This is a genomic window from Acetobacterium bakii (assembly GCF_001263355.1).
Classification (GTDB): domain Bacteria; phylum Bacillota; class Clostridia; order Eubacteriales; family Eubacteriaceae; genus Acetobacterium; species Acetobacterium bakii.
Map to the genome: position 1 here is coordinate 1 of NZ_LGYO01000052.1, position 12,325 is coordinate 12,325.

The following is a 12,325-nucleotide window of genomic DNA, read 5'->3' on the forward strand; positions in this document are numbered from 1 at the left end:
ATTTACTCAAATTTTATGAATCCAGCAAAAAAACAGTCCTTTTTCACAGGTCCCGAAACGTCCCACAGCTTAAATTTTTTAAATTAATATATTATTATTTTAAACTTTGTGTAAAAGGGTATTAATTTATTAAGCACATTATATTTGGAAGGTAAGAGAAAATGAATATTGATCAAGTCATAAAAAACCTAAAAAAAATCGATGGTTCCCGGAATATCTGGCGGGATATCGTCAAAGCATTCGACGGATTTTCCATTAATGGGATAACCGAAGTCGCAATCGAATCTCAAATGGAAGATGAAATCGTCCAGGCCTTTATCGATACTGACGGTTCACCGGTTATTGAAATCGCTCTGGATCAGTGGGCCGATGGCACCTACATGGTCATTGATGCCATTCGGATCCGATGATCCAAAAGATCCGGAAAATCAAACAATAAACTTATTCACCCGGATATCGTCCCGATCGTCGCAACGATCTAAATTAATTTTACGTAGTAAGTTAAGTGTGTCTGACACCAAGGTAAAATCAAGGAACCCTTTTATTGAATTAAGTGCTTCAATTAAATGCACCGATTAAATTCAGTTATTGATTTAATTTATAGAAAACTCTTAACCACTTCCGCTGGCACCAAAAGTCTACAAACCTACCGACGTACTCGACAGTTTATAGCGCTGCTCTGCCAGCAACAGATTTACCATTTTACCATAGCTATTGACACCGTCGGTCTGGTTATTCGCTTTCAGATAGGCATCATTAATCTCAACACATTCTAACGGGCCTTGACACCCGTAGCCGGCATTGGCAAAAATAAACATCAATTTTACCCTCTTTTTCCAGGATCTTACTAATGCAATCGTCAATTGATGATTGGTCAGTTACGTCCACGTAACTGACTTTAGCGCCAAGCTCTTCTAAATCTTTCATCTTTGCAAATCTTCTTGCTGTTGCATAAACGGTTAACTCTTCTTTGAGTAAAAGTTTTGCCGTCTCGTGACCGATTCCAGAAGATGCTCCGGTTATAAATACTACTTTATTATCCATAACAAACTCCTATTCTGCACTAAAGACTGAATTTTTTAATTACATACCCAGGCTTCTTATTCACAAACGATCTCTAGATTATTAATACTTCCCAGACCAGCTGAATATTTTCACCAGATGTTTAGTTAAGTGTGCTTGGGAAAGCGCCATAGAAGCATGAATAAAAATAATGGGGCTTTTTAATACTAGCCAACCTCTTAAAAGCATTAAAAACGATGTAAAAATAAGTTCCTAAATTCGCAGCAAATTTTGACCAATAAAATCCCAAGTTAAGTTGCACCTGGCACTGTATATGGATAATCGTCATCGCAGTAACGGGCCAGAACGCTGGTGGTGCATCGGTTCATTACGGTCCTATGTCGCTGCATCCCAAATAAATAATGTTAATTCAATTCATCATTTCTCCTGATAGTTATATTCAATATATTTAAGACCATTCATCATGTTGATGTAGATATAATTGATGATGAATAATCTAAATAATCCTACGTCTTTTTTAGGTATTTTGCCATCACAAAATTGGTCAATAGCTGTTCGCCACACTTAACCTGCTGTTTTTCAAGAACCAGATATCCTCTTTTTTTAAAAAACGATTTTGCGGTTATTGATGCGTGTGTTGTTATAATAAGAAGCTTATTTCTTATTGCGTAATTTTCAAGATCATCGGCAATTGCGGTTGCAATGCCCATCCTCTGATAATCTTTATGGACATATAATTTATCCAAATGACCGGTATGGTCAAGATCGCCAAAACCGATAATCACTCCGTTTCCTTCACAGATAACTGCATAATTCTCTGTTAACGATTTATCCCAAGCAATTATATCTACTGTTCCGGTTGCCCAGGCATCAAGCTGTGTTTCGGAGTAGTCTTTTATATTAACACTGTGAACAGTGTTATAAAACAATTGGATTATTTCATTACAATCATTCGATTGATAACTTCTTATTTTCATCTGTTTAAACCTCAATCTTTAAACCTCGACTTTCATGTAAACACAGTAATTTCTTTAATGCCGATCAATAACCAGCCATTTTGGGCTGGTTGGTTTGTTCTGTTTTGACTCTTTGATTGGTGTTATCGACTGCCAATAAAAAACCGTATCTTTTCTTCATACGATCTGATAAAATAAATTAAAAATCGACACAATGCTGGAGGACTGCCGTGAAAACGCTTCAAATTGTATACACTTTTCTTGATCCCTACCTGGTCTATGCTTCAGATGATGCTGCCTACTATAAAAAAACACTGCTGATCGATAACATCTGGCGCCTGAAAATCATCGGCGCGATCGGCTCGCTGATCAATCTGCTGCTTCTGATACTTTATTTTATGGCCGATGGCCTAGCCGGATTGACAACAATTGAAGGACTGTTGAGAATTGCCTGGATTCTGGCCAGCATCCTTTATATTGTCGGGGTCGACGCCCCGCAACGGGCCAGCGATATCCGGCTGCGGCAGCGGCTCTTTTTTTATTGCGCCACCGGCCTGAGTCTGTTGTTTGCCAGCCTGATCACCGCCGTTTTATCGATTGAGCAAGGATCAACCTTTTTATATCTGATCAATGTGCTTTTAATCGGCAGTTTTCTTTATCTGTCGGCGCTGGAAATGTTGTTTGTAATCAGTCCCAGCCTGATTGTCCTGATTCTCGCGATGGTCATAACCCCGACTTCAATCCTGCGGGTTCAGGGCAACAGCATCAACGTCTTTGCCAGTATCGCCTTTGCGGTGGTGATCGCCCAGACCATCCTGACGGCCAAGCTGAAGCAGCTCGAGAATACCCGGACGATTCTGCAACAGAAGGCCCAGCTTGAGCAGCAAATTGATCTCGATGGTCTGACCCACATCCCCAACCGCCGCATGCTGGCCAGTTATCAGCCGGACGCCTCGGTGCCCCTGGTGATGCTAATGATTGATATTGATTTTTTTAAATACTATAACGATACCTATGGCCATCTCCAGGGCGACCAATGTCTGATTGCGGTCGCCCAGCGGCTGGCCGATGATCCCGGAGCCAGTCTGGCCCTCCGTTACGGCGGCGAGGAATTCCTGCTAATCCTTCGCCCAACTGCCCCCCCAAACCTGGCCGCCACCATCGATAGCATCCGCCAGGGAATTGCCGATCTAAAAATCCCCCATGAAGCTTCGCTGTTTGGCATTGTAACCGTCAGCATCGGCTACGTCGTTTGTACCGAAGCCATTTTCCCAACTGCCGGCACCAGTTTTGATCCGTCCCCAGCCATAAAAAAAGCCGATCAGGCCTTGTATCAGGCTAAGGCCGAAGGCCGCAACCGAATCTGCCGGTTTGAGGAATGACGTGCATGAAGGGACGGTTCTTTCGGGTTCTAAAAAGTAGCTATCTGCACAAAAGAACCATCCCCTTGATCGATTCATCAAAGAAGACTGGAAAACTTCGTTTCCAGTCTTCTTTGATGAAATTATTTTTTTTCTTCTACAACAACTGTTGCATCAGCAGCATTTTTCTTGATCGGTGCTATTCCGTTTTGCCAACTGGGTTTTGATTTATAACCATCTCCCATAGCTATAACCTGACCATTTTTAGCTTTTAATCTAAAACAGTATTCGTTGTTTTTATTAAGGAAAATCTCAAATTTAGGATTCTTCTCCGTTATGAAACCCTCAACTGTCTGGTCTTCGATAGCGGCATTGGGAGCATTGTTTTTAACGCTCTCAATCCCACTTTTGCTCGTTGCCAGAGATTTGTGTAATTCCGAAGTCAAGATAACTTCCCCATTACCCGCTTTTAAAACAAATTTTACCCCGTTAATGGAATCCGGGATGGTGGCGGCTGTGAGCTCTGCCTTCGCACTTTCCTCGACTTGCCTCAGCCCATTTTCATCGATAATTGACTGAACAATATCATTGGCAATACCGCTGACATCGGCGCTTCCGGCAAACATAATGGCCTCGGTGATCTTTTGCTCAGGCAGCACATACAGCTGAGTGTTGTACTGGGGTGATCCGCCGTTTTTGCCGAGCACCTTGACACCCTGAAGTTCAAAATCTGGCAGTGAAACGCTGTCCCAGCCGAGCCCGTAGACATAAAGGAGGGTTCCGGACGGAAGCGTTTCAGAAAATAAAAAGCACTTCAGCTGAAGTGCTTTTTATTTTATATTAATTATTTTTGTGGTTCTTTTTTCAAATAGCTATAGTAATAAATCATTGGAATTATAATGGCTCCACCAATAATATTTCCGATTGTTACTGGAATAAGATTATTTAAGATTATCTGACTTATTGTAACCTTGGCTCCCAACAGGTAACCAATCGGTAAAAAGTACATATTCGCAATGCAATGCTCAAATCCTGCAAAAACAAAAAGCATAATCGGGAACCACATTGCAAAGATCTTACCAATAACGTCTTTGGCACCAGTCTGCATCCAGACTGCTAGCACAACCAGGACATTACAAAATATTCCGCGAATGATCACAGCACCTAATGGAATGGCAACCTTTGCTTCTGCTATACCAATGGCTTTGGCTGTCATAGCTTCTGATCCATATAAACCACTTTTAAATAGTAACCAGGCCAATAAAACGCCTCCGATTAAATTAGCCAAATATACAATTGTCCAGTTTCGAAACATTGAGCCGAGGGTAATTTCTTTTCTTATTACTGATACGGTCATAGCACAATTTCCTGTAAATAGTTCTGCTCCACACAACACAACTAACATCAAGCCAACTGGGAAAATACCGGCACCAATCAATTTGGCAACCATAGTTTCCATCCCGGTTCCTCCCGCTGAAAAAGCGATAGTTGCCCCATAAGCCCCTAAACCAATATACATCCCTGCTAAAATCCCCAATAGAAGCATTTTTCCAAAAGGTAATTTAGACTTGTTGTTACAACCAATAACCATGGTTTCCGTGATTTCTTTTGGTGTTAAAAAATTGTTCACACTGTTCTCCTCCTTCGTTTAATAACAAGTTCCGACTATTATTTAATCGGTTACAGAAGTATAACATACATATATATACAAGTAAATAGATGTATACCAATATTTTTACTTTTTTTATTTTACTTTTGTATTAGTAAACATAAAAGAATATTTTAAGCAATAATTCGATTTTAAAGCAAAATATATCGTGTGTTCGGAAACATTTAGTAATACGGCCCAGCGCCGGCACTATTTCAACCTATGGACATTCAATCTTGCCATCCTGCCAAAAATCAATGCGGCCCTTGTCACCTCAGGCATTGAACTTAACACCGTTTCGGTTAAAAACCAGACCCTGGAAGAACTCTTCAAAAGGATCACCAATTTCCCAGCGGTTAAAATCAATGACACCAATCTCTCCATTCGGGGTCAAAATGAGATTTCCTGGATGAAAATCCCCGTGCAGGTATACTGGTGGTTTCGACCATATCGTGTCAAGATTAGCATTAATGAATTTCAGTACTGCTTCATCTCCAGTAATTCTCACATCAGACTCTATGTACTTTTGAAGCTGCATTTTTTTCTTCAGAATCTTAGTATGCGTCGGGATTTGTTCATCCGATACCTTAATGCTATGGATCTGCTTTAATATGGAACCTGCTTCCCTGCCTAATGCATACTGCACATCCTGTTCCAGCTTAGGTAGGGCAAATTCTAAATCGTCACCTTCAATCCAGGTTAACAAAATGTAAACATTCTGATTTTTATTGCACAGCCCAAAACTGATTGGTTCTGACATTTTGAATCCTAGTCCCGAAAACTTGCGCATCATCTCAAATTCTTTTTTCTTTAGTGCATAGTTGTCATGATCAGAAATCCGTAATAACAGCTTTTTATGATCGACTGTTTCAATATAATATTTCGTATCATCAGACCATCCTTTGTTGATTTTTTCAACGATACACCACTGCTGATGATTTTTGATTTCCTCAAACATGCAAGCCTCCTTTCGATTCTACATCATCAAGTATACTCTCACAGGTAGATATCTACACAATAGTATTGTCTCTCTGATCAGTCTGCAACCTGGACTTTATAGGTTGGTGTTAGGTACAGGTATTTGCCTGCTTGGCTCTTCTTAAATTATTGACGACGGTTACGGCTTCCACTTCTTCAAATCCTTCTGCGTTCAGAGCCAATCATACATCCCATTTACTTAACATAAGGCCGCTCCACTTGCCCCGGTGCGGCACTTCCTTTTAACACCACTTGGACCTTTATCGCTTCCATACGGTAACTTAAACCTTCGGTTCCGGCCGGATCGCCATTCTTTGCCCAATCCATCCACCCTATATTCTGGACATGAACCTGATAGTAGACATCAAAAAGATCGGCATCTGTCCCGGTTAATTCAATTTCTATCGCTTCCAAGCGCAGCGATTCCCCCGTCGTGCCGCTTAATGTGCTATTCGCCACAAAATCCTGCCAGCCCTGATTCTCAATATGGGTTTTGTATTGAACGCCGATGTCATAGTCGCTGGCATTGGCATTGAGTTCAATCGCTTCTAAGCGCAGCGATTCACCCTCGGTGCCACTTACTGCGCCATTTTCCACGATCGCCTGCCAGCCTTTATTCTGAACGTGGGTACGATAGGTGATCGTCGCCAGGGGATCTTTCGGGATGACCTGAGCCAACGCCTGATCAAGTTGAATCAGGCCATATCCATAGTGATCGTCACGGCCTTGTTCCCCCAGATCGATGGCCGTTGCTTTTAAAATTGCCTCGACCTCAGCCGCCGAAAGCGTCGCATCCGCTGCCACGAGAACCGCACAGGCGCCGGTCACAACCGGACATGAAAGAGATGTCCCGGACTCGGTGATATATTCATCCATAGCAAATAGGGTTGTGGTCTCAACACCGGGGGCACAAAGATCAACCATTGCATTATACTGGGAAAAATCACCAATCACATTATCCCGATCCGTGGCCCCCACCGAGATGACATTGTCATAGGCCGAAGGAATCATAATTTTCCCGGCATTTTCGGGATCGGCGCCATCATTTCCGGAAGCCGCCACCAAGATCTTTCCTGCACCGGCCGCATAAGCGATGGCCGCCTCAAGCACCGGCGACACCTCATATCCACCAAAGCTCATATTGATCGCCCGTACCTCGGGGCGATTGGCCGCATGATAAAGGGCAGCACAGGCATAACCCAGGTTGGCCTCATTATCATCGGCCGTTTCACCGCCAATTCGATACGGGGCGATTTTAATATCCGCGTTGCCGGCCACTCCGGCGATGCCAATCTCATTATTGGCAATCGCGGCAATACAGCCACTAATCGCGGTGCCATGGCCAACCACATCGATCGTCGCCGTTTGTCCGGTGACATAATCATAACCGGCGACGGACTGGCCGATGATATCCGGATGGTTGATGTTAAGACCGGTATCGAGGACCGCCACGACGACAGACTCTTGATTGTTAACCTGATCCCAGGTCTGATCGGCGCCGATCGCTTCAAATTGCCAGGCTTGGGATAACATTGGATCATTTGGCAGGCTCGCTAATTTGAGGTAAGTATTTTTTTGGGCAGCCAGCACATGGGGATTTTCTAACAGCTCGGCAACCAGCACATCGACCTGAGTTGAATCCGTGACCTTGATAATATCAACCTGATCATTTAGTTTTTCGCCGGCTTCGATCTGATTCGTTGTCAGCCCCAGATCTTTAACCGAGCCTTGATTCTGATAAATTACCACAATTTCATCATCAATTTTAGCATCCTGATCCAAGTTATTGACTTGACTATAACTCTGGATGCCTTGATTGGCAGCAACCGCCCCTATTGGTAAACCGCAAAGGATTAACATCACGATGAGCCCAATAATACGCTTCTTAAATTGCATCACATACCTTCTTTCTCTCCGGGCCTCTGAATTTACCCAGTTCTTTTGAAACAGCGCAGCGTTAAGTTGTACCTGGTACCGTTGGTGTGGTTACGCCAGACGCCGTCACCGCTATTGTTTAGTTCAGCGCCGGTATTTTGATAATTCAAGCTGAACCCCATTGGTTGTTACGGCCAGAAGCAATTCCAGAAATTGTTCTGTCGGCAGATCTTTGTCATTGCGATACCATTTTGCAATCGTACTGAGCATCGCCGCACTCTGGTATTCCATTAAATAGCTCACTTCCAGCAGTTCCTGGGGGGGCAGTTTTTGATATATGGAAAGTACCGTTGGGGTGAGTTTCTTCAAGACCTTCTGCCTAAAGTGGGGATCACCATTTTCCCCTAACAAAACCGGGAGATAGGTCTTGTTTTTTTCAAAAAACTCCAGAATTGCTTTTAGAATGGCTTTCTTGCGATGATCATGAAAAAGATTGCCGTAAAAAAGATTCTTAATGACGATTTTTTTAAAATCTTCCACCGTAATAGTTTGTTCTTCAATTTCTTCCAGAATTTCATAGGTGTCTTTAAAATAAACATAAAAAGTCGAGCGATTGTATCCAGCCAGCTCACAGATCTCCTTGACGGTGATCTTCTCTATGCTTTTTTTGCAATATAATCGCCAAAATGAATCAATCAAGTTTTGGCGAGTAATTTGGGTGGTGGTTGATAAAGTCGTGTTCATTTCAGTTTTACCTCATTCATGGGATCTTTCATTTTGATTATAAACGAAGCTGCTGGGATAAACAAGAAAATCCAACAGGTTCTAAAAGTCTGTTGGTTGAATTTAAAAAGGTTCAGGGCTAAAATAGAGCTAACCATATAACAAAGGAAGAGGGAAAAAATGAAAATAGAAATCTGTGACGTCAATAAAGCATTTAAACAGCAGCAGGTTCTGAAGCAGATCAGTCTGACTATCGATACTGGCCGGATATTTTGTCTGCTGGGGGCATCCGGGTCAGGCAAAACAACCTTGCTACGAATCATGATGGGAGCGATTCCAATGGATGACGGAAGTGTAACAATCGGCGGCACCGCCGTGCCAAACCGCCAGCTGCTTTCGGAGATGGGCTATATGCCGCAAAATGAAGCGCTGTATGAAGAGTTGTCGGTCTGGGAGAATCTGAAATTTTTTTCCGGCCTGCAGCGGTTGCATCGCCAAAAATTTGAAGCGGATGCCGTCGCGCTGCTCCAGATTGTCGATATGGCCGCGTGCAAAAATAAGCTGATCCGGGACTGTTCCGGGGGGATGAAAAAAAGAATATCACTGGCAGTAGCGTTGATCCACAAACCCAAGCTGCTGGTGCTGGATGAGCCAACCGTTGGGGTCGACCCCGTGCTGCGGCGCAAAATATGGCTTTATCTCAAGCAGTTGAGAAATGAAGGAACCACCATTCTGGTTACCACCCATGCCATGGATGAGGTGACCCAATGTGATGATGCCGCCTTACTGCGGAATGGCCATATCATTGCCAGGGATACCGTTAAAAATTTAATCAACCAAACCCCAGACGGAAATATTGAAGAATTATTTTTTATGGACAATCAATCAGAAGCGGAGGTCGCATCATGTTAAGCATTGTTAAACGGATCCTGGGCCAGATGAAAAATGATAAGCGCTCGTTAGGATTGCTGCTTTTTGCACCGCTGCTGATTCTAACCCTATTATTTTTTATTCTCGGTGATTCTAATTATCTGCCCCAGATTACTGTCGTTGATATGAACGAAAAATTTGTCACGGAGCTTGAGAACCACGCCACCGTCATTGCAGTAACCGAAAAACCAGGGGCCGCCGATTATCTGGAGGCTAATGGCATCGACGCTCTGATCTGGACCGATACCACAGACACGCACATCGACTTGCTGGAGAAAAGCTCCAAATCCGCCGCCGCCCTGGAAGCTATTCAGGAAACGAATAAAGCCTTGCAGCCCTCACAAAACGAACTGATCATTGATTATGTTTATGAAACCTCAGGCGACAATCAACTGGACTCCCTCGGCTATATTTTTCTGGGCGTGATTTCATTTTTCTTTGTTTTTATTCTTTCCGGAATGTCATTTGTCCGGGAACGTTTTGGACAGACCTTAGAACGGATGCTGATGACCCCCATCAGTCGGATCGATGTCATCGGGGGCTATACCCTGGGGTATGGCTTGCTGGCAGCGCTTCAAAGTGTGGTGATTATTTTGTACGCCGTTTATGGGCTACAGCTTCAGGTGGAAGGTTCGGTGGCCTTATGCACACTGGTGATGATTCTGATGGCGTTTTCGGCAGTTTCTGTTGGGGCGCTGGTGTCGATCTTTGCCAACAATGAATTGCAGTTGGTTCAGTTTATTCCGGTGATCATCATTCCGCAGATTTTTTTTTCCGGACTGATCCCCATTGATACCATTCCCTTCGGGCTGGGAAACCTGTGTTATCTAACGCCTATTTATTATGGCTGCACCGCCCTGGAAATGATTATGATTCAAGGTAAGGGATTTTCAGAGATATGGCCCTGGTTATTGGGATCAGTCGTTTTTATTGGGGTACTGTTTTTAGCAAATGTGATTGCTTTAAAGAAATACCGACGGCTTTAAACGAAAACCGTCCCCTGGATCGTATGACGTGGGGACGGTTCGTTTGTCATATTACCCTAACTGGGTATTATCGATTGGCTTCATAAAAATCTTTCAATTCTTTTTTCAGACTGTTATCTAAATAATGCCAGCGAATACCCTGGATTGCGCCTTCTAACCCGCACAGCCGATTATAACAGGCCGATGCATCAATGGCGCGGATCCTGAGCCAGGCTTCCCTACTTCCCGTCGCAACGAGTTCCGCGGGGGTATTAATCCCAACGGCACGAAGCTGCCTATCCATTTCTTTGCCAATGTTTGGCAGGCTTGTCAGCTCCGTATTCTCAATCGGATTGTTTTCATTCATTTTCGTTCTCCTTTCAAATTGGAACGCACTAATTATTACAACCAAAGATCCAGAAACCAGACCGTCAAAAATATAAATTTCGACAGCGAGTTAAGCTGAGCCTGGCACCAAAAGTCTACAAACCGACGGATGTTCTCGATCGTTTATAGCGCTGCTCTGCCAGCAACAGATTTACCATCTTATTATAGCTATACACACCATCGGTCTGGTTATTCGCCTTCAGATAGGCATCATTGAGACGCGTAGAAACATTTGAAATAACACCCTCATACTGGCTCCAATACTGCTCATTCTGTACCATGTCAAGCTGCACCGTCTGGGACAGACCGGATTTTATCGCCAAGGCCTTAGCCGGATCAACTTGCTCCAGCGCCGATATGGAATGATCAAAGGCTAGAAAAAGTCCACTATAAAGGATCATTGGGTCATCCTGCTGCGTGCATGCCAGATAGGATATAAAACCCGCCTCATCCTCTTGCATAAAACCGCACTGATGTGCCAGTTCATGGGTCATCGCGGCAGGTATCGTGAAAACTGGCATATCAACATTGATATTGGATTCCAAAGTAAAAGGGAAAAAAATACCTTGGATCCCGGCACGAGACATCAATTTTGACAGCACCACTGGTTTTGGAGTGGAATATAAAGACCGCTCCAAAACAGGATACTGCTCAGATAACATTTGCAGCGACAACACGGAGTGCTGTGCATAATAATCAAAATCATCTGACGCTTGGACCAAAAGGTCAGGATCTGCTCCCAGTTGCGCTCTGACCAGTCCCAGGTCATCGGCAAGTGACTGACACAATTCCGCCAGTTCTTCCACACTGTATTTCTCCTCATGATATTCGCTGTAAGACAAGAAAGAATCCCGATGATAGTTTACGCCACTCACAACAGTAAAACAAAAATAGATCACGCTACCCATCGCGATGATCCCCACCAGACCACGATACACTTCCATCCGACGGGTTCCTTTACTGATGATAACCTTACGCACATAATAAACAATATATAATAGCAAAAACAACAAAACCAAGACCACCAGCCATTCACTGACCGAAATTTTTACCAGCGAAGGTAAAAATCCCACGGCATTAGACAACACCGGATATACTACCCGACTGTATTGTTCCGCCCAATCCAAATGATTCTGAGCATATTTATTAAGTATATATGCCACAACTCCCGGAATGATAAACAGTAATCGCTTAGATAAATGCTTTTTAATAATGCTCTCCCTTCTTTTTTCCAAACAGTGAAAAAGTCACTTTAAAAATATTTTAATACTATTAATTTGCCATTGACTCATAGCCTATTCTATATCATTTAAATCTATTTTTAAATAGGCAAACCAAAATTTTTATGGCATCACCGTTTGTTCAAAAATGGGACCGGTGGATGCAAAAAACAAACCCTTTGATTATTGAGTAGGATTATAATATAATAAATTTATCGTTATTTATGAAGATAATTCCTATTAAATTAAAAAAAGGGCG

At 43.1% G+C, this 12,325-nt stretch carries 14 protein-coding genes; 4 read left to right on the forward strand and 10 right to left on the reverse strand.

Annotated features, from left to right (window positions below):
- Window positions 1-161: 161 nt before the first annotated feature.
- Window positions 162-410, forward strand: a complete 249-nt coding sequence (locus AKG39_RS16855) for a hypothetical protein (RefSeq protein WP_050741569.1) — start codon at window positions 162-164, stop codon at window positions 408-410.
- 228 nt (window positions 411-638) lie between these two features.
- Here AKG39_RS16855 and AKG39_RS19840 read toward each other — a convergent pair whose 3' ends face one another.
- From AKG39_RS19840 to AKG39_RS16865, 3 genes are all read right to left on the reverse strand, one after another.
- Entirely contained in the window at window positions 639-818 is a 180-nt protein-coding gene (locus AKG39_RS19840; protein ID WP_341408277.1) for a DUF3810 family protein, read from the reverse strand.
- A complete protein-coding gene (locus tag AKG39_RS16860) occupies window positions 763-1,044 on the reverse strand; it encodes an SDR family NAD(P)-dependent oxidoreductase (RefSeq protein WP_050741570.1) in 282 nt (93 codons plus the stop codon). Before AKG39_RS16860 ends, AKG39_RS19840 begins: the two co-directional genes overlap by 56 nt.
- A 485-nt stretch (window positions 1,045-1,529) precedes the next feature.
- Window positions 1,530-2,000, reverse strand: a complete 471-nt coding sequence (locus AKG39_RS16865; RefSeq protein ID WP_050741571.1) for a GNAT family N-acetyltransferase — start codon at window positions 1,998-2,000, stop codon at window positions 1,530-1,532.
- A 209-nt stretch (window positions 2,001-2,209) separates the two neighbouring features.
- Between AKG39_RS16865 and AKG39_RS16870 the strand changes: the two genes are divergently transcribed.
- Complete coding sequence (locus tag AKG39_RS16870) at window positions 2,210-3,361, forward strand: GGDEF domain-containing protein (protein WP_050741572.1); 1,152 nt, start codon at window positions 2,210-2,212, stop codon at window positions 3,359-3,361.
- A 122-nt stretch (window positions 3,362-3,483) separates the two neighbouring features.
- Here the strand turns inward: AKG39_RS16870 and AKG39_RS16875 are convergent, their stop codons facing one another.
- From AKG39_RS16875 to AKG39_RS16895, 5 genes are all read right to left on the reverse strand, one after another.
- The gene (locus AKG39_RS16875) at window positions 3,484-4,047 is read right to left on the reverse strand and encodes a YegP family protein (protein WP_242852652.1); all 564 of its coding nucleotides are present in this window, start codon (window positions 4,045-4,047) and stop codon (window positions 3,484-3,486) included.
- Window positions 4,048-4,184: 137 nt separating this feature from the next.
- Entirely contained in the window at window positions 4,185-4,970 is a 786-nt protein-coding gene (locus AKG39_RS16880) for a formate/nitrite transporter family protein (RefSeq protein WP_050741573.1), read from the reverse strand.
- Window positions 4,971-5,262: 292 nt separating this feature from the next.
- Window positions 5,263-5,946 carry an aminoglycoside phosphotransferase family protein gene (locus AKG39_RS16885; RefSeq protein WP_050741574.1) on the reverse strand — a complete coding sequence of 228 codons (684 nt, stop codon included), beginning with the start codon at window positions 5,944-5,946 and terminating at the stop codon, window positions 5,263-5,265.
- A 215-nt stretch (window positions 5,947-6,161) separates the two neighbouring features.
- Window positions 6,162-7,862, reverse strand: a complete 1,701-nt coding sequence (locus AKG39_RS16890; protein ID WP_050741575.1) for a S8 family serine peptidase — start codon at window positions 7,860-7,862, stop codon at window positions 6,162-6,164.
- Between the two features lie 123 nt (window positions 7,863-7,985).
- Window positions 7,986-8,585: a TetR/AcrR family transcriptional regulator gene (locus AKG39_RS16895; RefSeq protein ID WP_050741576.1), complete on the reverse strand. Its 600-nt coding sequence runs from the start codon at window positions 8,583-8,585 to the stop codon at window positions 7,986-7,988.
- A 159-nt stretch (window positions 8,586-8,744) separates the two neighbouring features.
- Here AKG39_RS16895 and AKG39_RS16900 point away from each other — a divergent pair, with 159 nt between their 5' ends.
- On the forward strand, window positions 8,745-9,476 hold the full coding sequence (locus AKG39_RS16900; protein WP_050741577.1) for an ABC transporter ATP-binding protein: 732 nt from the start codon (window positions 8,745-8,747) through the stop codon (window positions 9,474-9,476).
- The gene (locus AKG39_RS16905; protein ID WP_050741578.1) at window positions 9,470-10,480 is read left to right on the forward strand and encodes an ABC transporter permease; all 1,011 of its coding nucleotides are present in this window, start codon (window positions 9,470-9,472) and stop codon (window positions 10,478-10,480) included. Before AKG39_RS16900 ends, AKG39_RS16905 begins: the two co-directional genes overlap by 7 nt.
- 67 nt (window positions 10,481-10,547) lie before the next feature.
- Here AKG39_RS16905 and AKG39_RS16910 read toward each other — a convergent pair whose 3' ends face one another.
- Entirely contained in the window at window positions 10,548-10,826 is a 279-nt protein-coding gene (locus tag AKG39_RS16910; protein WP_050741579.1) for a TfoX/Sxy family protein, read from the reverse strand.
- 115 nt (window positions 10,827-10,941) lie between these two features.
- The gene (locus AKG39_RS16915; RefSeq protein WP_242852653.1) at window positions 10,942-12,081 is read right to left on the reverse strand and encodes a DUF3810 domain-containing protein; all 1,140 of its coding nucleotides are present in this window, start codon (window positions 12,079-12,081) and stop codon (window positions 10,942-10,944) included.
- Window positions 12,082-12,325 lie beyond the last annotated feature (244 nt).

Bases quoted from the DNA above. Each gene is read 5' to 3' on its own strand.
- AKG39_RS16855 (WP_050741569.1), top strand. From the start codon at position 162: ATGAATATTGATCAAGTCATAAAAAACCTAAAAAAAATCGATGGTTCC.
- AKG39_RS19840 (WP_341408277.1), bottom strand. From the start codon at position 818: ATGTTTATTTTTGCCAATGCCGGCTACGGGTGTCAAGGCCCGTTAGAA.
- AKG39_RS16860 (WP_050741570.1), bottom strand. From the start codon at position 1,044: ATGGATAATAAAGTAGTATTTATAACCGGAGCATCTTCTGGAATCGGT.
- AKG39_RS16865 (WP_050741571.1), bottom strand. From the start codon at position 2,000: ATGAAAATAAGAAGTTATCAATCGAATGATTGTAATGAAATAATCCAA.
- AKG39_RS16885 (WP_050741574.1), bottom strand. From the start codon at position 5,946: ATGTTTGAGGAAATCAAAAATCATCAGCAGTGGTGTATCGTTGAAAAA.
- AKG39_RS16890 (WP_050741575.1), bottom strand. From the start codon at position 7,862: ATGCAATTTAAGAAGCGTATTATTGGGCTCATCGTGATGTTAATCCTT.
- AKG39_RS16895 (WP_050741576.1), bottom strand. From the start codon at position 8,585: ATGAACACGACTTTATCAACCACCACCCAAATTACTCGCCAAAACTTG.
- AKG39_RS16900 (WP_050741577.1), top strand. From the start codon at position 8,745: ATGAAAATAGAAATCTGTGACGTCAATAAAGCATTTAAACAGCAGCAG.
- AKG39_RS16905 (WP_050741578.1), top strand. From the start codon at position 9,470: ATGTTAAGCATTGTTAAACGGATCCTGGGCCAGATGAAAAATGATAAG.
- AKG39_RS16910 (WP_050741579.1), bottom strand. From the start codon at position 10,826: ATGAATGAAAACAATCCGATTGAGAATACGGAGCTGACAAGCCTGCCA.